The organism is Dyadobacter bucti (genome assembly GCF_005869225.1).
In the GTDB taxonomy this organism is placed as follows: Bacteria; Bacteroidota; Bacteroidia; order Cytophagales; family Spirosomataceae; genus Dyadobacter; species Dyadobacter bucti.
In genome coordinates this window covers 26,772-52,061 of sequence record NZ_SWFP01000018.1, presented here as the reverse complement: position 1 = coordinate 52,061, position 25,290 = coordinate 26,772, and the positions used below count along the sequence as shown (strand labels likewise).

The window sequence follows — 25,290 nt, the reverse complement described above, 5'->3', positions numbered from 1 at the left end:
CATTCTTCTTTAAACTATCTGAATCCTGCTGCCTTCGAGGCAGAATACTATCGGCAAACTGGGTGAGAATTGAGAAGTTAAATATTTACTAACCCGCAAAAGTGTAAACCAAAACGGAACCACGTCATAGCACCAATTCTATGCCAGAAACAACATTGAATCACAATGGATTCTATTCTTTTCACGATTCTAGCTATGTATTTTCTGGTTATCCCGCTCGTAACAGCCTAAGCAATTTTCGAGAAAATTATATCTTTTTTGATAACAATCAATTTGCTATTTTCTCGGATAATGATAAAGACTATTTCGTATGGGGAAGTTACTTTGTAACTAATGACACGGTAAAAGCACTTGCCTTTGCTACTCCACCTAATGTGACCTGGGGGAAGAAAGAAATTTGGTTTAAAATACTTAATCAAAAAACTCTACAAAGGATAGGTTTGGTTTGGGAAAAAGAAATGTCCAATTCAGATTTAGAAAAATATCAATCTGAAGACTCAAATGGACATTTGATTAATGGCCATTTTATCAAATACGACAGTCTTCCCGATCCAAACAGAAGCTGGTTAAAAAAGCGCAAATGGTTCTGGTGTGATGAAAAGGAATACAAGATTTGGAAGCGTAGTTTTAAAGCAAGCAAATGACCAAAGATGTTGATCTAAAATCGGACGTTCAAATATGGAATGATGTTCCAAAGTGGCTATTACAATCGGTATTCCTTATAGAGGAGAAAATTATGAAAATTACAATTGTCAATTTAATATTCTGGGTTAGTATTTTCGCTCTGTGTTGTCATCCATCCCGACAATCAAGAGATAGCTTTACTTTTTCCAAATATTGCTACACAGCTACTAAGAATCTGGAAATAACAAAAATTTACTCAAAAGGGTATTATTCATTTCATGATTCAACTTACGGAATGTCAGGATATCCTCCACCCCTAACTCTTAGTAATAGCTATTACAATTATGTATTTTATACTGATGGTCAGTTTATTATGAATTTTGACCCAATTCTTCATTACGGCTTTCGTGGAAGCTATTTTATCAACGAAGACACAATTAAAGCTCAATTTGTTGAACCTCTGCACAGTATGTCCAGCAATAAAGGAGAGATTTGGTTTAAAATAATTAACAAAAATACTCTGCAAAGAATAGGCTTTACATGGGACGATCCAATGTCCGATGCAGATTTAAAGCGATACCAATCCAAGAATCCAAAGGAATTTCAAACCTATGGAAATTTTGTCGAGTACGATAGTCTTCCCGATCCAAACAAAAGCTGGTTGAAAAAGCGTAAATGGTTTTGGTGTGATGAAAAGGAATATCGTGTTTGGAGGAAAGGTAAGTGACGGAACTGTACTTGTCTACAATCTAAATTCATTTAATAGAGTCAAAATAGTTATTCATGTCTTTAATAATTAATAGTGGAAAATTTAGTAAGTACAGATAAATTCAAAAACCTTTTATGGTTTAAAGTGGATATGATTTTAGAGAAAAAGATCAATAAAATTATTTCAAATCAATTGCAGGGTAATTTCTTGTTTTATTCATGGAGAGATCCGGAAAATGCTTCCTCCTGTTTTTTTATAAAAATGATCAGTAGCGAGACCAGCTTTCTGTTTAATCAGTCTAATGAAGCGATTATTGGTATTATTCCCAGCGCACTAAGTAGGTCATTTGTCGTAAGGGATAAATTGTCTTGGGGTGGACTTAATCACTTTTTAGGGTTTCTTTTTATAAGAGAAGTGATTACCGAAATACCCAATGAAGTATAGGGATATCGGAAGTATGAATTTTAACAGTCGATATGGAAGTAAAGTACATCAAAACTTCTCTTGATAATCGACCGTTAACCAATATAGACTATGATTTTTGTGAGTAGCAAATTGCTTGTTGGAAAATGATTCGGCCGTTTGCTTAACGAATTCGGCCGATGGGACATTAGTTTTGCTTTGATGAATTTTCTCTTGTACCTTTTGTCAACACTGGATAGGAAAGGTTGATTATCTTATGAACATAATCAAAAAATTTGCAGAATCTTAGTATTTTTTTCTTTGAGTATTTTCAGTTTCAGATCACATAAAATAATCGCACAGCTATCAAATCATGAAAACAAAAAACACACTAGCAATTAAACTTGTTTTACTTTCAATTTTTGCAAGTTTAGCAAATTGCGAAGCTCAAAATTCTACCGAAATTTTACATGCAATTCCCGAAGGTTACGAATCTTGCTGCGGGACTCAGCCAGTTACTTTTAAAAGCGAGAAAACCAGCATTTATATTCCCAATGTATTTACGCCTAATGGAGATGGCATTAATGATGTGTTTATTCCGTCCGTCAATTCGGAAGTGCTGACGTTAGTCAATTTTACGGTGCTCACGCCAGGAAAGGACACCGTATTGCATCATGTCACTTTTTTGGATGTCAGGAAGTTGAGGGAGTATGCGTGGGACGGCAAACGCCGCGACGGCACGCTTTACAGCGGAGCTTTCCGATACGGGATGGAAGTACTCGATCAGCAGCGGAAAATGAGTATCATTGAAGGAGAGGCGTGCGCCATTCCGTGCAGAAAAGAAATGGACGTGTTCAGGACAAAAGAGGGATGTTACTACCCGGTTCAGGAAGATAAAAATGGGGATGTCGATAAAGCCGCTCTCAATTTGGAAAAGGAATGTGTCCAATAGATCAATAAGTTATCGCCCGCGATCTTAATCTTACACGGAAAACAAACTATATACGCTGTACATAAACAATTGAAACAATGAAGATTAAATTTATCACAACACTATTGTTGATTTATAATGTTGCCGCCGCTCAAATCAAATTTACGTATGATGAAGCAGGGAACCGGATAAGCCGGAAACTCGATGGCGCGCTCGTGCAACTAAACGTAAAAGTTTACCTGCGAGGCGCGTGTCGGGCGGGAAAGCCGAACATGGCCAACGACCTGCAGATTTATTATGGTCCCAGTTCCGGATTGCTGCCGGGAATCGACCCGTACGGGAGCGGTGTAGTTTATAATAATATTTCAAATCCGGCGGCCGTGACGGGAGAAGTAGTGGATTGGGTAAAAATAGAAGTCCGCAGTGCAATCAATCCGGCAGCGATATTACAATCGAGAAGCCTCCTTTTAAAAACCAATGGCAGTGTGATTGACACGGACGGTACACTACCTGAATTCCTTGCGGAGGTTGTCCCGGTTCATATCGTAGTGAAGCACCGCAATCATATTGCGATCATGGGTAATGCTATTCTGGCCTTTGTCTCAGGCACAGTGAATTATGATTTTACAAGTTCGCTGGCGATGGCCTACAATGTACCCGGTGATCCTCCTCAAATGGGAGTTATAGAAGGGAAATGGGCAATGTGGCCTGCGGACGTAAACCAGGATTATGTGGTTGACGGTGTTGACAACACGATCGTGGTGAAAGCTTTCAATCAGGGACTTTTTGATGATTATTTAGCATCGGATCTCAATTTGAACGGTGTTGTGGAAGGACTTGATGGTTCAATGATGAATAATGCCTTTAATACCGGTTACTTTTCAGTTTTATTGAATTATGAGCCGCTTTGATCTAGCAAATAACTTGGCCGGGATCGCCGGAGGTATTTCACTAAAACGAATCTAACCCTATCGCCCGCAAATCCCAACAAAATCACAAAACTTGCAAACATTCAGATCGTCTGTTTTCCGGAAGGGGACATCCGGGTCGAGGAGGACATTCAGAATATCGGTCAGGATAAGTTCTGATTTTATGAGAAAGTCGGAAGGGTTTAGTCCTTCTGTCAGTTCCAATGGATTAGCGATCAGGTTTTTGGGGTCGCGGAAAGAATAAAACCCGGATTTTACAGCATAATCTCCGAAAGCGTAAGTTTTATTCTGAAGGTTCAAACCTTTATCATCGAGCATTTTCCGGTACATCAGGTATTCGTACATCCACAATTGCCGGACGTACCCCATTTTCCGGTCGGGGTCGGTGCGAATGACTTCTTCCCTTTTTATCGGGTCCGCCAGTTTTTGTTTGCCGGTCAGTTCCACACTCCCGGTTTTGTAATCCATCACATACAAGGTGCCGTCTTCGCTGAGTTCGATCCGGTCGATTTTACCACCAATCCTGACGGGCGTGTAACTTCCCTGAAGAATAAACTGTGTCCTGACACGTAAAGGCTGCTCGGCTGCGAGTACTTTGTTTCTCGGCACCTGTGCCATGTGGTGTTTAAGGAAGGTCAGTATCTGTTGTTCGCCGATCTGGTAGTAAATCCTGTTTAACCCCAGGTCGGTAACATATCCGCGGAACCGACGGTCAAATTCTTCCCGCAATACCAATTTGATCTGCTCCTCGGAAGGGTCGGTGTCAAGCAGAAAGAACTCCTGGTCGAGCCTTTCCAGGGCAGCATGCAGCCACGTGCCGATCTTATCCATTCCCAGTTCTTCTTCCACCTCTTCTTTTTCCTCCACACCAACAATATGTTTGAGATAAAACTGCATGGAACAGCGGATGAATTCATTGAGGTGCGTAGGGTAGACCCCCTTTGTATCCAGATATTCACGGATTGCCGAGATCATCGCATCGTCTTTCCTGATGACTTCATCGAATTCCGTATGGAGCCTGTTTTCAAAAACGACGGTCCGGTTTTCAATGTGGATCAGCGGGTTGTATTGCGAAAGCTCATATTCCACCTGGCGGATAAAACGGCTTTTCTCACCGCCGCCAACGGCATCATTGGTACTGGTATACAGAATATGAACTTCTTTGGCGCGCTGCAATAATCTGTAAAAATGGTAAGACATCACCGCTTCCTGGTGCTGGTGCGTAGGCAGGCCAACCGCCTGGGCCGCATCGAAGGGGATCAGTGAATTCTGTCTTTTTGCTTGCGGAAGCATCCCTTCATTGAGTGATAAAATAATGATCTTTTCAAAATCAAGTGCCCGGGTTTCCAGCATTCCCATGATCTGAAGATTACTCACCGGTTCGCCACTGAAGGGAATACGGGTTTGCCTGATGAGCTCGAACATAAACGACCTTAAGGTCCTCAGCGTAATAAGCTCGGACTTCTCCTCAATAGTCTGTTCAAATTGTTTTAGCAGCGTATAGAACAGGTACAGATACTCCGTTTCCAACGCATTTTTGTAATCTTTATAAACCTCCCTGAGTAGCTCAATCAGCTCGTAAAATGCCCTTATGGCCTGTTTGGGGTTGTTTTTTTGCCAATGTGTAAACAGGATTTTAAATAAAGGATGGTTGTCTCCCGCCAGTAATAATTCTTCGGAGCTAAGAAAAACCTGGTTGTTATTCGTGATCTCAAACAAAGTCCTCTGAATGATCGTCTGACCTTCCGGAAGGCTGTCCAGCGCCACATGCTCGTAGTGGCGTATAAAGGGATGGTTCAGAATTTTGTCAATCGATTTATGACTGAATTTCGGTATCCTGATGGTCTTGCCGCTCTTGTTCCTGAATTCAACTACATTCTGCTGCAATTCAAAAATGCTGTCGATAAGCGTGTATAACAACGAGTTTCGCATCGAAAGACCCATGGTGACGTTCAGATCTTTAACCGTTTCGTCCAGCGAATAAAGCATCGGTAGCAGGAGGTTTTCATCCGCAAGTACAATCGCAGTGGAAACCGGATTTTCCGGATCTTCGGCTTCTCTGATCAGCTTGTATAACTGCCCGGCTACCTTGGTCTGCAAGGTAGCGTTGGGTACGCCGTAAATGGTAATATTCTTTTCAGAAGTAAGCAAATGGTCCGTCGTCCAGTTCCATGCACCGAACGCCTTGCTTTTCTGATATTCCCTCAAACTCTTCCCGGCTTCGACACCGGTATTTTCTGTCATATAGTAACGGTCGGTATCCCAGAGTACCTCCGCTTTGCCCGTCTTGATCAGTGCACTGATAATGACCTTTTCTGATTCTGTAAAAGCATTAAAACCTGTGAAATAGATCTTTTCCTGATCTGCTTTTCTCAGCAACAGAATATCTACATCTTCCGCCAGCTCCCGGTATGCCATACCACGGTATGCTTTACCTTTTTGCAAAAGCCGGTTTCGGAATGAGGAATAGACCAGCTTGATGTTTTCAAACAGCGAAAAATACTGTTTCGCGCCACCTTCGGTCTGCAGTGTTTTGCCATCCGGCAAATTTTCCTGCCAGCGCGTAATCGCCCGGGCCTCGGAGAGATAATCGAAGAGATAGTCGGTTTTGACCAGATACTGATCAATTTTATCAAGATCACTCAGCAGTACCGAAGCCCAGCCCATAAACCGGTCAAACTGTACGTCCGGATCAATTTCCCTGAATGTTTCATATAAATCAAAAAGCAGATGGACAGGATCTTCAATATCCAGGGTGCAAATGCTCTCTACAAAATCGTCCACCGCCATTACCTGCGGGCTCATCATCGGCTCCTTCGTTTCTTTTGCCAGCTCCTGCACAAGGAAAAAAGCGGCCCGTCGGGTAGGCACAACAATGCTTACCTTTTCCAGGGATGCGTGGTGATCGAGGATATGGCGGGCGACGAGATTTAGGAATGATTGCATCAACGTGTTAGATTTTCTGCCTGACAGGTTCGGATTCAATGCATCCGGTCACCTCTGGGTGTAAGCGATTTCATGATTTCGGCTTCGGCATGAAGAAACTCCTTCCATCTCGTCCTCACTTGCTGCGCAGGAAGATAAGCCTCCGCCAGTTCAATAAAAGTACGGTAATGCCCGGCTTCCGATATCATTAGCTCGCGATAAAATTTTTGTAAGGATTCATCCTCCAGTGCCTCGGAAAGCAGTTTGAAACGTTCGCAGCTACGCGCTTCGATCAACGCACAGATCAACAGCCGGTCAAGCAATGCCTCTTCGTGGTTTCCTTTGTTACGTATGAGTTGGAGCAGCTGGCCGGCATATTCGTCTTTCCGTTGCCTTCCCAGAGGGATATCCCTTTTTTTTAGTTCTTTCAAAACCCTTTGAAAATGGCCCCATTCTTCGCTGACTATGGGCGTCAGCACTTCCACTAGCCTGGCTTTTTCGGGATAATGCACGATGAGGGATATGCAGCTCGATGCAGCTTTTTGTTCACAATAAGCGTGATCAATCAGGATTTCACCGATCTGCATGGCTGCAATATTTGTCCAGCGCGGATCAGTCGGCAATTCAAGGCCAAGGGTGGTTAGCGACATGACATATTCAGTTTAAATTGGCAATTAATCGAACAGCGGCCAGTTGACACCGAATGAAAATGATCTGGCCAGTCCCAAATAATTGGGTGTAACATAGTATCCCTCGGGGAAAAGGCCGAACTGGCCACCTTGGTTCAGGTAGGACATTTTGAAGAACAGTCTTACCCTTTTGATGCGGACATTGGCAAATCCGTCAACCACCACATTCTGGCCAAGTCTGAAATCATCCTGAAGGTGAAACTGCTGGGTAACCGGCATATAGGCATCTCCAAAATAAGAAGAACGGTATCTGGCGGTAAGGCCAAGCTGGATGAAAAGCACTTTGGCATAAACAAAGTCAAAAGTGACTTCCCCGCTCGCAAAATAGGTCGGTATGCGGATTACGTCCTTGTTGTCATTCAGCGTCATGTAACCCATTGTGGTGAAATTCCATCTTTTTAAATGGATCGACGAATTAAATCCGAGCCTCAGTAGCCTGAAGCCGGAATTAAGCTGACGGGGCGTCGCGACGGTGTCATAATAAATATAATCGTTGACCTGATGGATCTGTATCTCCGGGACAAACTCTATTTTTTTGGTTTTGAGCGGCAGAGAAGCGTATATCGTCTGGACTTTAGTTGGATCAAAATTATTTCTCCATTCAAAATTGTTGCTCAGATAACGTTGCGTCAGCAGGTCGGGAGCGGTTTGAATGCTCTGAAAACCAGCCTTTCCCCATTTGGTGTTCAATTCTGCTTTCAGCTTGTACTCCACATTTTTGGCAAGGTTAATATCGCCCTCGGCAGTGAGATATTGGGTGGAATCTTTGAGATAATAGCCCAGCCACGCTCCCAGGATATTGTCAAACTGCAGGCCGGTCCGGTAGGTTGTGTAGGGGTAGCCCAAACTGTTCCCCAGCTGCGCCTGGCCCCGCATACCGTAAAACCGCTGGCGGACGTAAGCCCGGTAATTGAACCCGGAATAATAGCCCTTGATGCCGACCTTGTTATCGAAGAGTTTGAAGTAGATACTTTGCCGGGTGGTGTCAGGATCAAACTTTGCTATCGGGTAAATCCCTTTTTCCAGTCCGCGGGCAATTGCTTTGTCTGTGAAACGGTCTTTGGTGCCTTGGTAGTCGACCTGTTGAAAAAGCTGGAAGCCATTTGCGAGCCGGTATTGCTGGTATACATGAAACACATGGCGCCGTTCCCATGAATTGGCATCATCGCTGAGGTTAGCCGCGCCATCGTAGGTGTATTTGTTCGTTACCCCTTCAATTACCTCAGGAATTACGCCTCCCTGCTCACGCACTTTGGTGTTCATGTGCCGGTAATGTGCCAGGATCAGGTATTTTTTGTTTTTGGAAAAAAAGCTGGTGTGCGCCAGCAGGTTCCAGTTTTGCCCCAGTAGTGCGCCGGAATTAATGGTATTTACAAAACCGTATTGTTTGCTGGACGTAAGTCGCTGAAAACGAAGCCCGAAATTAAATCTGGAATGGACATTTTGTGTGTAGGCGAAGCGGCCAAGGGATGTTTTCCGCGGTCCCGACACAAAAGTAAGCTCGGTATGCTGCGACTTGGTGTCCATATACTGCACTTCGTCCTGCTTGATCGCGTAGGCGTCGTATGCACGGAGGCCAAGCTGGGTGCCGATCTCTTCGCGGGGTTGGAAAAACAGGTTCCGGGATGCAGTGACCGTATTCCCGAGGTCTACCAATTTTCCCCATGAGCGGTCAACCGGCGTCCACCGGTTAAAATTCGTCAGGTTGGTATCGACCAGGTATCTTACCGAGTCACGATTGTTCAGTATGTCATTTTCAAAATAATGCCGGGTCGTTTTCGGGCCGTAGATATTTTTGGTACTGTCGTCGAGAATAGCTCCTCCCTTTGCACCGCCGCCGCTACCTCCCGAGCCGCCACCCCCCCCTGGCATCTGCATACCACCGGGCAGCCTGACCTGAGCCGTAGCATTGGTTTGGATGAAAATGAAGCTGGATAAAACACACAGTATCAGATAAAAAGCAATTCTCATAGAGGAAACTATCGTTCAGCCCTTTTTAGTAAGGTCGTTGAATCTGTCTGACCCATTCCGAAAAGCGATCGTTATCGTTTTCAAAATGAATCGCAATGGGTACGTAAGCAAACCTTTCGCACAGGCCCAATTGTTCAGCAAGGGGTTTTAATTTGACCATATCCTTTTCGGTTGTTACCACAAAAGTATCGTTTTTTAAGTTCTTAAGCAGTTCTTGCACATCGCCGGGCTTGTAATTATAATGATCGGGAAAAATGACTTTATCAGTAACGTTAAACCGTTCGCCCAGATATACACCGAATGGCCCCGGATCGGCGATCCCTGCCACCATTTTAACATTCTTTAACGTAACAGGCACATCTTCAAAGCTGAGCGGCTGCGAATACGCGGTATGTGAGAAGAAGATCGGGATTTCGGGACGGCAGTATTGACGAAGTTTCGCTGTAATCCCGGTTGTTTCAGCAGAATCCAGCCCGGCGGGGCATTTGGTTACTACAATGGCGTCTGCCCTTTTGGCGCCTTTACGGTTTTCCCGGAGCCGCCCGGCCGGAAACGGCATATCTTCGTAAAAAGGCCGGTTGTAATCATTCAGTAATATTTTTACATCCTGAACAATGCCGCGGTGCTGAAAGGCGTCATCGAGTACCAGCATTTCACGGTCGGGGTATAGCCTTGCAATTTTTGCAGCACCTTCGGCCCTGTCTTCACAAACTGCGACCACCACAGACTTTTTGAGTTTGTTATAAAGCTGCAAAGGTTCATCGCCGATGTCGGCAGCCGTAGATTTTTCACTTGCGAGCACAAATCCTTTGGTTTTTCTTCCATACCCGCGGCTCAGCAGCGCAATCGGGTAGGAGGGTGAAAGCAAGTCAGCCAGAAAATTGACTACCGGTGTTTTGCCGGTGCCGCCAACTGTAAGATTACCAACCGAAAAGACAAACTGGGAAGGTCTTCGGGACGAAAAAATGCGGTGGTCGTAAAGGAGATTTCGCAGGTCGGTAATCAGACCGTAGAGCCACGAAAACGGCATCAGTACAAGTTTTATCCACTTATGTTCTCCCATTGCTGGTGCATAATTACGTATTTTTTGCCTAATATTGTGCCCCTAAAAAATCTGACACCGCAAAATCCATGTCGTTAAAAATTGTGTATAAACCTTACACGCTTCATTTTCGTGAAGAAGCTGGCACCTCGCGGGGGGTACTTACACAAAAGACTTCGTGGATACTTAAAATAACAGATCCCGAAAAGCCCGGCGTCGAAGCTTATGGCGAATGCGGGCCACTACCGGGACTGAGTGTCGACGATATTCCGGACTTTGAAGTGCAACTCGCAACGGTCTGTGAGATTTTCAATGAGCTGGACCTGGAAGTTTTTCCGTTTAATCTCAGTATCATACTCGAACAGCTGGTTCCGCAGCACCTACCTTCTGTGCGTTTCGGTTTGGAAATGGCGCTGCTCGATTTTATGAACGGCGGGAAAAAGATCATTTTCAAAAATTCATTTTCCGAAGGTGATAACGGCATTTTGATGAACGGCCTGATCTGGATGGGCTCTTTTGACCACATGCTTCGGCAGGTGGAGACCAAGCTCGAACAGGGGTTCAGCACGTTGAAAATGAAGGTAGGGGCTATCGATTTTGATAAAGAGTGCAGTATCCTGCAATCCATTCGCGAGCGATTTTCAGCGGAAGAGATTACCCTCAGAGTAGACGCCAACGGTGCTTTCCGGCCGGATGAGGTTGGCGAAAAACTTGAGAAACTGGCTACATTCAACCTGCATTCGATTGAACAGCCCGTTCAATCAGGACAGCATACTTTAATGAGGGAGCTTTGTTCGGTATCGCCGGTGCCGGTTGCTTTGGACGAAGAACTGATCGGTGTTTTTGACTACCGCGGGAAATTCGCCCTGCTCAAAAAACTGTTGCCGCCTTTTATCATCTTGAAACCAACCCTGCTCGGCGGTTTTCAGCATACCAGGGAATGGATAGAAATTGCGAACAGGCTGGGGATCAGCTGGTGGGTCACTTCCGCGCTTGAATCCAATATCGGGTTGAATGCAATTGCCCAGTTCACGCATTCTTTCAATAATCCGCTTCCGCAGGGTTTGGGCACCGGGCAGCTTTATACCAATAACTTTTCTTCTCCCTTAACCATAAAAAAAGGCCGCCTGCTTTACGACAGAAACGGCCAGTGGGATCTGGGAGCATTGGATAACTAGGAAGCCCAGTCGATTCCTTTTTTCAATAAACTTAAAGTAGCAGCCTCAGCCGAGCCGGTTTCCGGCTGTAAATTATAAGCCCAGTTTGCCTGAGGCGGCAGGCTCATCAAAATCGATTCTGTCCGTCCGTTCGTTTCCAGTCCGAACTTGGTACCGCGGTCCCACACCAAATTGAATTCTACATACCTTCCCCGGCGTAGGAGTTGCCATTGTTTTTCCTGATCAGTGAAAACATCATCCCGGTGTTTTGCCATCAGGCTGACATATATGGGCGCAAAACTTTCGCCTATTTCTTTTACAAATCGAAAAAGACCTTCTTTTGATAAGTTTTGTCCATTTCCGGGTTCGTCCGGTTTGAGATAATCAAAAAATATCCCGCCTATTCCCCGGGTTTCGTCACGGTGCGGAATGTAAAAATAGTCGTCCGCCCAGGTTTTGAATTTCGGGTAAAAGGCCGGATGATGTTTGTCGCAGGCAGTTTTTAGCTCATTATGAAAAAATCGGGCATCCTCTTCCAGTACGTAATGCGGGGTAAGGTCTATGCCGCCTCCAAACCAGCACGTGCCGTTGCTCAGTTCGAAATACCGCACATTCATGTGGATAATCGGTACTTTTGGGCTTTGGGGATGCATTACGATGGAAACCCCGGTGGCGGTAAAATGAAAGTCATCGGTTTCGTTTAGGTTCATTTGTTGCCTCAGGCGCGGATGTACCTCGCCACGAACAGAGGAGAAATTAACGCCGCCCTTTTCGATCACACTTCCATTTTCGATCAGCCGGGTACGCCCGCCTCCGCCGGAGTGATGCTCCCATTGGTCTTCATGAAAATTGCCGGTACCATCTTCTTTTTCGATGGCCCGGCAAATACGATCCTGTAAATCTTTAAAAAATGCTTCTATATTTTCAACGGTCATACTAATCTTGATTTTGTCCGCAAAAATACGATTTATCTCAAAGCACAACCTCACTTATCAATTCTTAAAAAAGTGCCTGCGAGATTAAAAACAAGCTCCGTTCTGTTCGAAAGTTTAATTTCCTGGTCTGTCTTGTCTTTTTCCCATTCGATGATGAACTGCTCCGGATAATTGGTTTGCACATATTCAAGTACTTTCAATGGGATCACAGTATCGGGCAGCCTGGTGTCCGCTTTTCCCTCAATGTCATAGCAGTCGCCGGATTTGTCGAATTCCAGTTTCACCTGATTGTCAAGGATCACATCGTAAGTATTGGTCAGGTCGTCGCGGTCTTTGATCACCTGCCGTATCGCGGCATCGGGAAAATGGGCGGATATAAACTCTTTGGCGCCAACTGGCAGGCTGGACTCGTCAATCACCTTTTCTTTGTCACAACCGGTTAATAAGAAGGTAAGGGCGATCATACTTAGCAATAGGCTTTTCATTTTGATGTCAGTTAAATGGAACATAAGTGTTTTTTAAATGACAATTCAGGTTTTGTTTTCCCCTATGCGTTTTAAAAAAAACACTAAAAATCCGTTGAAAGATTGTTTCGGTAGGGTAAGGACATAAGCAGAAGTTACTTTTGTAACCGATTGACCTTCTATTTTTATACATCAAATACCAAAATGATAAGGACTCTGCTTTTCCTGATACTCGCTTGCAACGTTTCTTTTGCCCAGATTTTCACTTCAACCATCCGCGGCACCGTAAAAGATGCGGATACCGGATTGCCGCTCAGCAATGCAACCGTGCAGCTTGCCCCGGCCGGAACAGGAGAAAGTACCGATGAAGCCGGTACTTTCCGTTTTGATAAAATTCCGGTAGGCAGGTATGTTCTGAAAATTTCCTACGTGGGTTATGGGCCAGTTGAAATTCCCGAGATCCTCCTGGAATCGGGAAAGGAAAGTGTGCACGATATCCGGCTGAGCGCCACCGGCCGGGAATTGCAGGAAGCGACCGTTACCACCGCCCGGCCTGTTGCGTTCAACAGCATTCAGGCAATCACTATCGAGCAGACGCTACGATATGCAGCCACATATCTGGATCCGGCGCGGGTTGCAACATCATTTCCGGGAGTAGCTGCTGCCCACGACCAGGCCAACGGTCTGGTGATACGGGGAAATTCTCCGAACAACATGCAGTGGCGGCTTGAAGGTGTTGAAATCGTAAATCCAAACCACCTTTCCAACGCCGGTACGTTCAGTGACAAATCAACGCAAACGGGCGGAGGCGTGAACATTCTGAGTACGCAATTGCTGGCGACTTCCTATTTTATGTCCGGCGCATTCCCGGCTCAATATGGCAATGCACTTTCGGGTATTCTGGACATGAACCTGCGGAAAGGGAACGATGAAAAAAGCGAATTTGTAGCGCAGGTAGGGCTTATCGGGCTCGATGTGGCCGCCGAAGGGCCGTTTTCAAAAAAATCAAAAGCCTCCTATCTTGTCAATTACCGCTATTCATTTACGGGGCTGCTCGGCGCGATGGGCGTCGATTTTGGCGGAGAAATAAACCGTTTCCAGGATCTTTCGTTCAATATCAACCTGCCGACTGCCAATGCCGGGACATTCACCGTTTTCGGGCTGGGCGGTATCAGCAGCAATACTTTCACACCCGACAAAGACACCACTACCTGGGAGGTGCAAAAAGACGGCTACCATATCATTTATAAAAACAAAATGGGCGCAGCCGGCGTCACCCACGAGATCGCGCTCGGCACCCGGTCAGCCCTGAAATCTACGATCGTAGCGTCGGGGCTTCATACTTCGAGGTATGCGTATATGGTTGATCCCAAGGATTTTAATAGCAGCTTGTTCACTGAAAGTGATAAGATGAGAAAAGGCAGGCTGTCGCTGAGCTCTATTTTTACCAGCAGGCTGGGCGACCGGTTTCGTTTGAAAACAGGCTTGTCCGCCAACTGGCAGTCCGACGAGGACCTCATTCCGATTTCCAATGGGTATAATGCACGGCTTTCAGGCTATATTTTTCAGCCGTTTGCCAGCATGGCGTATCAGATCGCTCCGAAACTTACATCCGAGATCGGGCTGCACTATCTGTATTATTCTCTGACGAAAAGTAGTTCCGCAGAACCGCGCGCCGCATTGCGCTGGCAGGCGGGCAGTTCCCAGCAATTCAGTTTTTCCTACGGATTGCACAGCCAGCTGCAGGCTGCACGGGTATATATGTCGAATCCTTACCGTGACAATCGCGACCTGGATCCTACAAAAGCCCACCATTTTGTATTGGGTTATCAAAAGAATTTCCTTAAAAGTAGCAGTCTGAAACTGGAATTGTACCTGCAGGAGCTTTTCCACGTGCCGGTGGGTATTCAATCGCAACGATCCTGGTCGGTATTGAACCTCGTGGAGGGGTATATTCCCGAAAAACTCGAAAACCAGGGTACAGGTCGTAACTTTGGCATTGAGGCCACCTATCAGAAACTGCTTACCGATCAATACTATATCCTGCTTTCCGGTTCACTTTACGATGCTACGTATGTGGGAAGCGACGGTATCCGGCGCGACAGTCGCTTCAATGGAAGACATACTTTCAGTTTTACCGGCGGAAAGGAGTTCAAAACCAACAAAGGTATCTGGGGTATCAATACCAAAATCCTCTGGACGGGCGGTTTTCGTGACACGCCGATCGACCTGGAAGCCTCCTCGCGTTTCAATTCGACCACCTACGTCACCGGTCAGGAGTATACCATCCGGATGGGCGATTACTTCCGGCCCGATCTGCGGATCTATTGGAAAAAAAGCAAAACCCGGTACAGCCGCACCCTCGCCCTCGATATCCAGAATGTTTCCGGCACAAAAAATGACGCTTACAATTACTACGATACCTTCCAGAAGAAAATCGTGCGCCAGCACCAGCTGGGGATGATACCGGTTTTGAGTTATCGGTGGGAATTTTAATTTTGAATGAGTGAATGAGTGAATGAGTGAATGAGTGAATGAGTGAATGAGTGAATGAGTGAATGACTGAATGACTGAATGACTGAATGACTGAATGAGTGAATGAGTGAATGAGTGAATGAGTGAATGAGTGAATGACTGAATGACTGAATGACTGAATGACTGAATGACTGAATGAGTGAATGAGTGAATGAGTGAATGAGTGAATAAATGAGTCGGCTTGGAATGAGTGAATGTCCTTGTGAGCGGAGTGGCTTTGGTCGAAACATGGTGGAGTATTATCCAATTAACAGTCAGTGTTTTATCTGATTTTACTGGATTTTTTATTTGAATACCTGAACTTAACCCGGACAATTTTTGTAAATAGCATTGCGATCAAACTTTGCTGTGGCGGCAGGTTAGTAATAAAAAAAGCCGACCGCCGAAAGCTGACAGCCGATAGCCGACTATAATGGGGGTGACTGGAATTGACAGCGGGCTGAGGGTCTGTGTGTAAGCATGTCGGGAGTTGAGAGTACCTCCCGGAAATAATATTCTCAAACAATAACTGGCGAATATAACTACGCCATGGCTGCTTAATCCGGAGGATTAAACAAATGCCATCATCTCTCCACCCCACGTGCTGCCGGGTGGGTCCAGAGGTGTCGAACCGCAGCGCTGGTTGGTATATTGATGCGTAAAACCAACGAGACCCTAGTATCTAAGGCTTAGACGCGGGTCCGCCGTGTACCTTGTCTGGCTCGAAAATCTAATCACGGATAAGCATGTAGAAGGCGCAGGTTTTCCCTGTTCTGGACCAGGGTTCGACTCCCTGCATCTCCACTGATTGAAAAATCAAATCTTACAAAAGCCCGCAAAATAAATTTGCGGGCTTTTTGTTTTTCCGCAGATTTCGCATCAAGACCCGATGCACGAATAAGGGACTGAGAAAAATATGGGAAGGTAAGTATTTGAAAATAAGTTGATTAAAGATGGAGTTCGACTTCCTCCATCTCCATTTCAATAAAATTTCAAAACATTAAACCGGCGGTAGATCAATGATTTACGAACGTTTTGTTTAATGCTCGATATCTCAAATCTTTCAAAGTCTAACAATAGCGAAGGGACGAATTCGGGACCGAGTCCAGTTATGATTTTTCAGTCCCTTTTTGGTCCCTTTTGTATGCCTAATTATTTGTCAATCAACAACATGTGCAGGAAATGAACATCTTGATTCAACAAAATGAGATATCTAATTTTAAAACAAAAAAAGATGGAATCAAGCATGACAATTCTGTTTTCGGTTAGGCAATCGAAGATCAATCGAAACAATCAGCTGCCCATTTACATGCGGATAACAATTGGTGGAGCAAGGTTTGAGGTTGCAACAGGTAAATCGGTATCACCGGAAAGGTGGTCAGCGAGCTCGGGAAAGGCGAAGGGCACAACAATAGAGGCGAGAGAAGTCAACGCATTTTTGGAATCCTTGGCAGGTAAAGCTTATGCCATTCAGCGGCAAATCATCCAGGAGGACCTATTGATGTGTATTGAAATTTTTAAGCGGAAGTGGCATGGAGAAGATCAAGATATCATTGGGCTGTTGACCATATTTAAGGAACATAACGCCAAGGTCAAACAGTTGATCAATTTAGAATATGCGCACGCAACCTATATGCGATATCAGACCACGCTCAGGCACACCGAGGAATTTATCTCTTGGAACTACAAAACGAAGGACTTTGATGTCCGAAAACTCAATTTCAAATTTATATCGGATTTCGAGTTTTATTTAAAAGGTGTAAAAAAGGTCGGTCACAATGCTACAATGAAGTACTTGGCAAACTTAAAGAAGATAGTACTCATTTGCGTGAAAACTGACATCATAGCGAAAGATCCGTTTTTTGCCTTCAAATTTGCAAAGCATGAAGTAGATCGAATTGCACTAACGGAGCATGAATTACGCACAGTTGCGAATAAAGTGTTTGAGATTCCACGTTTAGAACAAGTAAGAGACATCTTTCTCTTCTGCTGCTACACTGGCCTGGCGTATGCCGATGTCGCAAAACTTAGCAAAATGGATATAATAGAAGGTCGTTCAGGTGAAATGTGGATAAATATAAAGCGTCAAAAGACAGACTCTGCCTCACGAATTCCACTTTTACCACCAGCTTTAAAGTTGCTAAAAAAATATGAAAGCCAATTGAAGCATTTAGACAAGCATCTGCTTCCGGTCCTTTCCAACCAGAAGATGAATGCTTACTTGAAGGAAATTGGGGACGTCTGTGGAATAGCAAAGCCAATAACCTTTCACCTAGCAAGGCACACTTTCGCTACTACTGTTACGCTTTCAAATGGAGTTCCAATTGAAACGGTCTCAAGAATGCTCGGACATCGTAGCCTAAAAACGACCCAGCTGTACGCGAAAGTCTTGGACAAAAAGGTCGGTGATGATATGCAACGATTGTCGGAGATTATAGATGCAAAATATTAGGTCACTTCTATAATTGCATTGTTAGAAGTCTGACAAACAAACTAGGCAAAAGGGCAGCTAAATAAGTGGCCCTATTTCCTAAGACTCTTAGAAGCCGCCAACAGCTTACGGCATAATGGCGGCTTTTTCTATTGTTTGAGGTACTACAAGTTTTAGCCGTGAGCTCAGTGGGGCGCTTATTTCGTTTCCTTTGGCTGATAAGGGCCACTGTTAAACAGGCTTTTTCTGTTGCCAAGCAAATATTTTTAAATGAGCATGAGGAATATGAATAAAATCATTTCCAACTTCTCATATGTAGTATCTATGGCTCACAACATCAATTATCTTAAAAAAGACAGGTACAATCATTTCTGTTAAGGAAAAAGCCAAACAAGGGCTTGGACGGGTGGTCGATCAGTACCATAGTAGCCGAGGGCAATCGCTAACGCCCGATTAGATTAACAGGTTGAAAAAGCTACACTATTTGCTGGGTGTGTTAATTGGACCTACTATCGATCAATGCAACAAGGCCGATTGCTGATTCGCAGCTCAAAAGCTAATAGAGATTGCTATGGCACTTACTTAGGAAGTGTTGTGGGATTTGGAGGGAAGGAGAGTAAATGTGTTTTCAACGCAATATATAAATATTGTCGAGGATGTTCGTGTTCCGTCAGCGGCTATTAGCCTCAATTAGTGGGGGAGCTTGTCTCCCTTTTCTTTTTTTACCACCAAAGTTGGCCGCCGTGGAAGTGAAGCTTCAATTAGCTTTTGATTCAACTAGCCAGATTTTACTTCCCTGCTTAGGATGGTATGATGGCAAGTATTTTATGTAGCCGAATATTTCGAGCTCTTTCAAGTGTTTATGATATGTTGACGGGCTTTTTGCTCGGGACATCTGCATGATCATCCGCCTAGTTACCTGAAAGGGACTTGATTGCCTGTTTTTATCCCAAAGCAGCACCAAGGCAAGGTAAGTCCCCACATGCCAGATCCTTACTCTTTGGTCAATAAGGATCCGGTTAAAGATTTTTGTTATTGATTTTTCCATCACTTTGTTCGTTTTGTATCAGCTAGCACCAGTGATTGGATTTCCTGGAATGCATAATAAAATGATCCTCCTATATTGCTATGTTTTAACCTCCCGTTTATTCTCAGATTCTGATGCGTACCGGATGAGATGTTCAGCATCCTCCTTTAACATTAGCGCTTAGAAGCCATTTCTTCGGAGCCTTATTCGAGCTGGCAAGAAACCGCTTTAAGTCTTCGAGGAGCTCCCACCATAAGACTTGCAAAACTTCCTTAGTTATTACCTCAATATTTATCTTCCAAAAATTAATTGTCAGCACTAAGTTTAGGCGGAGAAATTTTGGTCGTCTTGTTTTTCTTGAATGCCAGTTGCTGACAGATGTACTCGAATTCACTGAATTATAGGCCAAAGAAAGATTGCAGCACGATAGCAACCACCTAGAACAATACAGCTTCTAAACCACGCCGCGGCGACCTTTCCGGTATCATTGTCCCGGCATCCATTTTTGGAAAACCTTCACTGCGCCTACCAGCCCCAGCACCACGCCGATGGCATACATCAGCTGCGTGCCTGGCTCGGAGTAGCTCTGCGCCTGGCTGTCGGCTTCGGATATGCCCGCCGCGCCGTCTTGTGCTTTGGCAATGGTTGCCATTACTGAGAGCAGCGTTGCTGCCCATACTTGTTTTGCCCTGCTTGAAGGGCTGTTTCCCACATTTCATATGCCTTGTTGATTATTGTTTTAAACTCGTTTACTCAGCTTGTCTCCTTGCGGCTCCCAAGCCCGAGGGCCCGGGAGCGCAGGAGAGCGGGCTCATCATTTAACCTCCTTCCATAACTCCTCTAGCTCTACAGCACTGAGGTTGATGAAGCCATATTTTGCAGATTCCAAAGTGATAACATTGTTGATCGCCTCACGGAACGGCGTGCCTTTGACGGCAGAAAAATCTTTTATTGACATTTGGATTAGAAAAACAAAGTCCCGCTTTTCGTAGCCTTTTTCGTATGCTTCTCGGATGCTAATCCTGAGCTGCGAGCTGAGCTCTTCGACCTTGGCAAACAAGGCTTCATTTTGCCAGGGTTGCTTTTTCACTTCAACAGGCTCAGCGGTTTCTTCCGGCTGACTTGCCTGCGGTGGGCTTATCGGTGGCGGCTTTTCCGGCCGTTCCCAGAACCGGGATTTTGAATTGAGCAGTGCCCTGATATCCTGCCGGTAATAACGGATGCCGATGATTACATAGTAGATCGCCACTGCGGCACCTACTGCCAGAAAGTAGCCTGTCCAGGATAAATGCGTTGCCATAACTCGTGTTGTTTTAAGGTTGCTGCTGCATTGATTACCTGACAAAACAACACTCAAAACCAAGGCTCTTCAAGTACAAGTTTTTCTTGTACCCACGCCTAAATGACTGTACCCCAATGATTATCAATGATGTATAAGATGAAAATGCGACAAGCCTCGCCAAGATTTTTGTGCAGACTGCCGAAATGCCCGACAGAGTTTCTTGTATCAATGATGCCCCAAAGTTAGGCACAGGGCTGCGGGGCGTAGTGGAAATTCCGGCATAAACACGGGGCATGAATGCCCGCCTCGCATATGCTTTCCTTTATTCCGTTGCTTCCACTACTTGCTTGCCCAGTGCCAGAATTAAGCGCCATAATTCATTCAATCACTTCAAAATCAAGGTAATTATGGAAAGCTTCGCGAATGTTTCAAACTTGTATCAGGTAGCAGAAATTGAGCTGATCTACAAATCCAAAGTGCAAGCAAGCCAACGTCCGAAAATAGAATCGTCCAAAGATGCATACAAGGTGCTGATGCAAAGCTGGAACCCAGACAGACTTGAATTTATTGAAGAGTTCAAGATACTGTTATTGAACAATGCCAGCCGGGTGCTAGGGATTTTTGAAGTTTCCAAAGGTGGGATTTCAGGAGCGAGTGCTGATGTAAGGATCGTTTTTGCAGCTGCTTTGAAAGCCAATGCAACAGGGATCATCCTGGCACACAATCACCCATCCGGCCAGCTTATTCCGAGTGATGCCGATAAGTATATTACTGGGAGTATGAGAAAAGCCGGGGAGTTACTGAATATACGAGTTTTGGACCATTTGATTGTGACGGCGGAGGGTTTTTACTCGTTTTCAGATGACAGTCTTTGGTAAAATTCCAAATCCTACTGTGGTATACCTTGACGGCAATATCACAGTAAATACAACCGAAATCAGCAATGGAATTCGCCTGGAATTTTAGAGCTTGATCTTCTGAAGAAATATAATACTTGTCTATCTTGGTCGAATATTCGTTGGCTGCCCTTATATTTTGCGGTTCCTTTCCGGCCGGTTCTAGAGCCCTTGCTTTGAATTTAGGAGTGCCCAGATGTCCTACTGGTAATAGCTAATTCCGATGCGTACATAGTAAGTCGCCACTGCGGCACTTACTGCCAGAAAGTAGCCGGTTCAGGATAACTGCGTACCATAACTTATGTTGTTTTTAAGGTTTCTGCTGCGTTGATTTCCTGACAAAACAACACTCAAGACCAAGGCGCTTCAAGTAGATTTAATGATCTTAAGCTTCTACTCAAAAACAGCGTATGAAAAATGATCGTGTAATTGTAACGCTAGCTCTGGTCACCTTCACGGTAGCCATGTTCATCAGTGGCTCGTTTAAATATGTTTTACTTGGTTTTTCAATAGCGGCGTTCCTGATTTTTATTCTCATAAATGTTAACCGAGGTGAAACCACCTAACATAATGCCCTTAAATAGCCTAATCGATACTCACACATCCCTCTCAGGAAATAGCGTGAGCTCAGCGAAGCAGTCCACCTATTTTATCTAAATGGCTTCTTAAATTCAAGGGGGTGTGAAAGATTATGCAGATGTAAATTTTGGTTCAAGATGTTATGCACTGACTGAGTAGCCATTACGACCCAAAAATTTCTTACAACTTTGCGAGGCGGTCGTTCAATTCTACCAGACCGGATTTCTCCAAGCAATCGGCCGACAATGCTAATAGTTCTTCCTTTGACTCGTTTGAGGCGATTTCAATTAAATCAGGGTTACCCTCAACACCGGGAACATTTAAGGCTCTTTTGATCGCCTGGGTCAGAAGCAAAACATTCCGCCTGCTAATCTTCAAATCGATCTTGATTTGATCGTTCATTCCGAGGATACTCATGATGGTATCATACACACTTGCCAGCTCTTTCACGTTCATCATTTTCTTGTTTTTAGTACAGTACAAAAATAATAATTGCCCCTGAAACGATCCTAAGGAGAATTTACCCAGGATAGGTAGCTGACATTCGTGTTCTTTAATTTCGCTCCACAAACCAAAACAGAAAGCAAAATGAGCGAAAGAGAGAGGGGAAGCAGCGGGCTGTTAACGTTGGCAGAGATTAGAGAATTAGAACTTATTAGTTACCCGTCAGAGTTGGGATTTGAGCCAGTAAAAGTTCACAGTGCAGATCACTGGTATTTGTCCCCCTTACGGGAGGAACGGACTGCATCGTTCAAAGTAAACAGGAGGCTTAATCGATGGTATGATCACGGAATCAGTATTGGGGGCAATCTAGTTGACTTCGCTGGTATTTTTTACCATTGCTCTGTTGGGGAAGTAATCAAAATGTTTTCTGATTACTGGTTCTTTCACAAGGCAAGGTTTCTATTACCTTCAACAGAGAAGGCAGCCGCGAATTGCCCCATACAAATTTTGTATGCCGGGCAGCTCACAAGTAAAACACTTTTGGACTACGTAGTTTCAAGATCTGTTTCAGCTGATATTGCCAGGCAATACTGCCGACAGGTTAACTACCAGATCGAGGATCGAAGATATTTTGCAATTGGCTTGCTCAATAATTCTGGTGGTTATGAGCTGCGGAATTCTTACTTGAAGTTGGCAAGCAGTCCGAAGGATATTACTACAATCAATCTCGGTGCTCCGACAGTCTCGGTGTTTGAGGGCATGTTCGATTTCTGTCCTACAAGACCTTGATGAAGAAAACTGTTGAGCAGTCCGAAAATTACGTAATCTTAAATTCCATCTCTTTCTTCGATCGCGCACGACCTTTCTAGAAACCCACTATCACATCGACCTATATTTTGATCGGGATGCTGCGGGTATTAGGTGCGCTTCGACAGCAAAGGACATCAGTGAAAAATACAATGATGCCAGTGGAATATATACTGGCTATAAGGATTTTAATGAGTGGTTGGCAAGTACACCATAGAGCCAAAAGAGTTGAGCTATCAGAGGAGCCAAATTTGACGACTCCAGACTACAAAAAATCTGGGTGGATTGCCTCTTACCCGCAATCGGCCAGATGTCAGGTTGTATCACAACCTAAGGATCTGGCCCGCCGGGCACTCCGGAGTCGTTGGCGGGATTGAGTGAAAAAAGAATGTCAAAATGTGAAAATGATAACGTGATGAATGAAGACAAACACAACCGCACCAAATGGCTGCATGTACGTTTAACCCCTGAGGAGTTTCAGCAGCTTCTTCGAAAAGTACAAAGGACAACATGCCGAAAGACGAGTGAGTACGCAAGGAAGATCCTGCTTTCTGAGCCCGTTGTGATTAACCATCGAAACCAGTCATTTGATGAAACGATGGTTGAGTTAACCCGTCTCAGGCGTGAGTTAATGGCTGCGGGTAACAATCTAAATCAAGCCGTCAAACGGCTACATGCCTTGTCCCAAATCGCCGACTTCCGCAGCTGGTTGGATGCCTACGAGAAGGACAAAAATCAGTTTATCGAGCATGTGAAAGAGATCAATATTTACATCAGTAAAGCTTCGAAGATATGGTTGCGATCATAAAAACAGGGGCTTCTATTCGAAGCACTTTTTACTACAACGAAAACAAGTTGAAACAGGGTGTAGCCGAGTGGATCATGGCAGGAAATTACCCCGATGATTCGGCAAATCTGACTGAGCAGGAGCGGTTGAATATGTTGCTGAAACTGGCGGCTTTGAATACGAATGTTGTCCGAAACAGCGTCCACATCTCATTGAATTTTGATCCTTCTGAGCATTATTCAAAAGCACTATTAGGAGAAATTTCCCAAGCCTATATGGATAAAATTGGCTTTGGAGACCAATCCTATCTGGTGTACCAGCATCACGATAGCGGACACCCCCACATCCATATTGAGAGCGTAAAAATAGATGCAAACGGGAAGCGTATTGAGACCCAAAACATCGGCAGAAACCAGTCTGAAAGGGCCCGAAAAGAGATTGAAAATGAGTTCTGTTTGGTAAAGGCATCGAGCAAAAAACAACAGCAATCCGAGCATTTGAAGCCTGCGATGGTTAGTGCAAACTATGGTAAGGTTGAGACCAAAAGGGCCATTTCAAATGTAATTTATGGAGTTATCGACAAGTATAAATTCACTTCAATAACCGAGTTAAATGCGGTTTTGAATTGCTACAATGTGGCGGCAGACCGTGGAAATGAAGAGTCCAGGGCTTATAAGAAAGGGAGGCTTCATTACCGGCTGCTTAATGCGAAGGGGGACGTGTTGGAGTTCCCATTACGGCAAGCGATTTTCACCTAAAGCCGGCATTAAATTTCCTGCAAAATCGGTTTGAAATTAACGATCAACTGCGGCAAACAGATAAGCTAAGAATCAAAAACGCGATTGGTTTTACATTGTATGGAAAGACGAATGTAACACTTGATCGTTTTGGAAAGTCAGCCACATCAAAAAGCTATTTGCTGGCAACTCCTGAGCAGAGCAATGACGCTAGACTTGCCAATGGAGAGGATTCACTATTTGATCCTATCAAAAAAGATGGTTTCACACCAGCTGACCTTCGTGAAAGTAAACGTAGAAAGAAAAAAAGGGTTCTCTCAATCACTTTAAATCTGTTTAATTATGGCATCGAATACCGGCGAAAATGAGGTAAGCCTTCGCAGCATAGCCAATATGACCCGCTTGATCAGTACCCTGGTCCTCGCATTGCACATTTGTTATTTCTGTTACCAGGCATTCCAAAATTGGCGCCTGACATCTTTAATTTCAGATCGGATTTTGGATACAATTTTGCCCTAGGGTTGTTCTCTTCGTTCGGTAAAACGAAGCTTGTGGCACTCGTTTTCTTAACCATTTCCATCGGTCGGATTGAAAGGCAAAAAGGGCGAAAATATACGGATAAAACTTGCCTTGATCAGTGTTTTGGCGGGATTCATGTTCTATTTCAATGGGATTAAATCGAGAGTGGGTCAAACGCCTAGGCGATTTCTTTGTCGAATCATCCATCAACTTTATGACAGCTGTTATCTGATCTATTGCATACGGTGCTGTATGTATCGCGGCGATAATGTTTCCTGCTTCATTCTTCGATGCGTAGTCAAGTCTTGACTTGCTAGCAGCACCTTGTTTTGCCTTATAGATTTGTCAAGCTTATCGACGAACGCCATTAAGTGCCCGTGACAAGGATGAGTATCTTCAGACCTCTTAGTCGTTACTGAATTATCGGGTGGTACACAAATACCGTGTTTAAAATGAACTATTATCAATTGGTCGTCATAACAAAAAAAG

23 protein-coding genes and 1 other RNA gene are annotated in these 25,290 nt (G+C 44.5%); 14 read left to right on the top strand and 10 right to left on the bottom strand.

What is annotated here, in order from left to right:
- Nucleotides 1-140 precede the first annotated feature (140 nt).
- The 5 genes from FBF61_RS32665 (at nucleotide 141) to FBF61_RS32645 (ending at nucleotide 3,577) form a co-directional block, all read left to right on the top strand.
- Entirely contained in the window at nucleotides 141-644 is a 504-nt protein-coding gene (locus FBF61_RS32665) for a hypothetical protein (protein ID WP_138485195.1), read from the top strand.
- A complete protein-coding gene (locus FBF61_RS32660) occupies nucleotides 641-1,351 on the top strand; it encodes a hypothetical protein (protein ID WP_138485194.1) in 711 nt (236 codons plus the stop codon). The genes FBF61_RS32665 and FBF61_RS32660 overlap by 4 nt, the downstream gene beginning before the upstream one ends.
- 75 nt (nucleotides 1,352-1,426) lie before the next feature.
- On the top strand, nucleotides 1,427-1,777 hold the full coding sequence (locus FBF61_RS32655; protein ID WP_138485193.1) for a hypothetical protein: 351 nt from the start codon (nucleotides 1,427-1,429) through the stop codon (nucleotides 1,775-1,777).
- Nucleotides 1,778-2,108: 331 nt separating this feature from the next.
- Nucleotides 2,109-2,687 carry a T9SS type B sorting domain-containing protein gene (locus tag FBF61_RS32650; RefSeq protein WP_138485192.1) on the top strand — a complete coding sequence of 193 codons (579 nt, stop codon included), beginning with the start codon at nucleotides 2,109-2,111 and terminating at the stop codon, nucleotides 2,685-2,687.
- Nucleotides 2,688-2,764: 77 nt separating this feature from the next.
- Complete coding sequence (locus tag FBF61_RS32645; RefSeq protein WP_138485191.1) at nucleotides 2,765-3,577, top strand: type 2 periplasmic-binding domain-containing protein; 813 nt, start codon at nucleotides 2,765-2,767, stop codon at nucleotides 3,575-3,577.
- Between the two features lie 57 nt (nucleotides 3,578-3,634).
- Here FBF61_RS32645 and FBF61_RS32640 read toward each other — a convergent pair whose 3' ends face one another.
- The 4 genes from FBF61_RS32640 to lpxK are packed head-to-tail and all read right to left on the bottom strand — an operon-like array spanning nucleotide 3,635 to nucleotide 10,243.
- Entirely contained in the window at nucleotides 3,635-6,541 is a 2,907-nt protein-coding gene (locus FBF61_RS32640) for a PD-(D/E)XK nuclease family protein (RefSeq protein WP_138485190.1), read from the bottom strand.
- 35 nt (nucleotides 6,542-6,576) lie between these two features.
- Entirely contained in the window at nucleotides 6,577-7,170 is a 594-nt protein-coding gene (locus FBF61_RS32635) for a MiaE family protein (protein WP_138485189.1), read from the bottom strand.
- Nucleotides 7,171-7,194: 24 nt separating this feature from the next.
- A complete protein-coding gene (locus FBF61_RS32630) occupies nucleotides 7,195-9,180 on the bottom strand; it encodes a putative porin (protein WP_138485188.1) in 1,986 nt (661 codons plus the stop codon).
- Nucleotides 9,181-9,205: 25 nt separating this feature from the next.
- A complete protein-coding gene (gene lpxK, locus FBF61_RS32625; RefSeq protein ID WP_138485187.1) occupies nucleotides 9,206-10,243 on the bottom strand; it encodes a tetraacyldisaccharide 4'-kinase in 1,038 nt (345 codons plus the stop codon).
- Between the two features lie 68 nt (nucleotides 10,244-10,311).
- Between lpxK and menC the strand changes: the two genes are divergently transcribed.
- On the top strand, nucleotides 10,312-11,400 hold the full coding sequence (gene menC / locus FBF61_RS32620) for an o-succinylbenzoate synthase (protein ID WP_138485186.1): 1,089 nt from the start codon (nucleotides 10,312-10,314) through the stop codon (nucleotides 11,398-11,400).
- Here menC and hemF read toward each other — a convergent pair.
- The gene (gene hemF / locus FBF61_RS32615; protein ID WP_138485185.1) at nucleotides 11,397-12,314 is read right to left on the bottom strand and encodes an oxygen-dependent coproporphyrinogen oxidase; all 918 of its coding nucleotides are present in this window, start codon (nucleotides 12,312-12,314) and stop codon (nucleotides 11,397-11,399) included. The two genes, menC and hemF, sit on opposite strands and share 4 nt — an antisense overlap.
- A gap of 50 nt (nucleotides 12,315-12,364) precedes the next feature.
- Nucleotides 12,365-12,799 (bottom strand): PepSY-like domain-containing protein, encoded by a 435-nt coding sequence (locus FBF61_RS32610; RefSeq protein ID WP_138485184.1) that lies wholly within the window; start codon nucleotides 12,797-12,799, stop codon nucleotides 12,365-12,367.
- A 183-nt stretch (nucleotides 12,800-12,982) separates the two neighbouring features.
- Between FBF61_RS32610 and FBF61_RS32605 the strand changes: the two genes are divergently transcribed.
- The 3 genes from FBF61_RS32605 to FBF61_RS32590 all read left to right on the top strand — a co-directional run bounded on the left by FBF61_RS32605 (nucleotide 12,983) and on the right by FBF61_RS32590 (nucleotide 17,744).
- Nucleotides 12,983-15,274 carry a TonB-dependent receptor gene (locus FBF61_RS32605; RefSeq protein WP_138485183.1) on the top strand — a complete coding sequence of 764 codons (2,292 nt, stop codon included), beginning with the start codon at nucleotides 12,983-12,985 and terminating at the stop codon, nucleotides 15,272-15,274.
- Nucleotides 15,275-15,727: 453 nt separating this feature from the next.
- Nucleotides 15,728-16,099, top strand: a transfer-messenger RNA (tmRNA) gene (gene ssrA, locus FBF61_RS32595).
- A gap of 427 nt (nucleotides 16,100-16,526) precedes the next feature.
- A complete protein-coding gene (locus FBF61_RS32590; RefSeq protein ID WP_138485182.1) occupies nucleotides 16,527-17,744 on the top strand; it encodes a site-specific integrase in 1,218 nt (405 codons plus the stop codon).
- A 1,490-nt stretch (nucleotides 17,745-19,234) separates the two neighbouring features.
- Here FBF61_RS32590 and FBF61_RS32575 read toward each other — a convergent pair.
- Nucleotides 19,235-19,462, bottom strand: coding sequence for a DUF4134 family protein (locus FBF61_RS32575; RefSeq protein ID WP_229215331.1), 228 nt, complete (start codon nucleotides 19,460-19,462; stop codon nucleotides 19,235-19,237).
- Nucleotides 19,463-19,564: 102 nt separating this feature from the next.
- Nucleotides 19,565-20,050, bottom strand: coding sequence for a hypothetical protein (locus FBF61_RS32570; RefSeq protein ID WP_138485180.1), 486 nt, complete (start codon nucleotides 20,048-20,050; stop codon nucleotides 19,565-19,567).
- Between the two features lie 389 nt (nucleotides 20,051-20,439).
- Between FBF61_RS32570 and FBF61_RS32565 the strand changes: the two genes are divergently transcribed.
- Nucleotides 20,440-20,910, top strand: a complete 471-nt coding sequence (locus FBF61_RS32565) for a JAB domain-containing protein (RefSeq protein WP_138485179.1) — start codon at nucleotides 20,440-20,442, stop codon at nucleotides 20,908-20,910.
- Between the two features lie 777 nt (nucleotides 20,911-21,687).
- Here FBF61_RS32565 and FBF61_RS32560 read toward each other — a convergent pair.
- Nucleotides 21,688-21,966: a hypothetical protein gene (locus tag FBF61_RS32560; RefSeq protein ID WP_138485178.1), complete on the bottom strand. Its 279-nt coding sequence runs from the start codon at nucleotides 21,964-21,966 to the stop codon at nucleotides 21,688-21,690.
- Between the two features lie 129 nt (nucleotides 21,967-22,095).
- On the opposite strand from FBF61_RS32560, the gene FBF61_RS32555 reads away from it, so the two are divergent.
- From FBF61_RS32555 to FBF61_RS35705, 4 genes are all read left to right on the top strand, one after another.
- On the top strand, nucleotides 22,096-22,740 hold the full coding sequence (locus FBF61_RS32555) for a DUF8464 domain-containing protein (protein ID WP_138485177.1): 645 nt from the start codon (nucleotides 22,096-22,098) through the stop codon (nucleotides 22,738-22,740).
- A gap of 433 nt (nucleotides 22,741-23,173) precedes the next feature.
- Nucleotides 23,174-23,566 (top strand): plasmid mobilization protein, encoded by a 393-nt coding sequence (locus FBF61_RS32550; RefSeq protein ID WP_138485176.1) that lies wholly within the window; start codon nucleotides 23,174-23,176, stop codon nucleotides 23,564-23,566.
- Nucleotides 23,551-24,303, top strand: coding sequence for a relaxase/mobilization nuclease domain-containing protein (locus FBF61_RS32545; RefSeq protein WP_138485175.1), 753 nt, complete (start codon nucleotides 23,551-23,553; stop codon nucleotides 24,301-24,303). The genes FBF61_RS32550 and FBF61_RS32545 overlap by 16 nt, the downstream gene beginning before the upstream one ends.
- A gap of 321 nt (nucleotides 24,304-24,624) precedes the next feature.
- Nucleotides 24,625-24,801, top strand: coding sequence for a YWFCY domain-containing protein (locus tag FBF61_RS35705; RefSeq protein ID WP_138485174.1), 177 nt, complete (start codon nucleotides 24,625-24,627; stop codon nucleotides 24,799-24,801).
- A 233-nt stretch (nucleotides 24,802-25,034) separates the two neighbouring features.
- On the opposite strand, the gene FBF61_RS35700 is transcribed toward FBF61_RS35705, so the two are convergent.
- Nucleotides 25,035-25,169 (bottom strand): DUF4113 domain-containing protein, encoded by a 135-nt coding sequence (locus tag FBF61_RS35700; protein ID WP_138485173.1) that lies wholly within the window; start codon nucleotides 25,167-25,169, stop codon nucleotides 25,035-25,037.
- Between the last annotated feature and the right edge of the window lie 121 nt (nucleotides 25,170-25,290).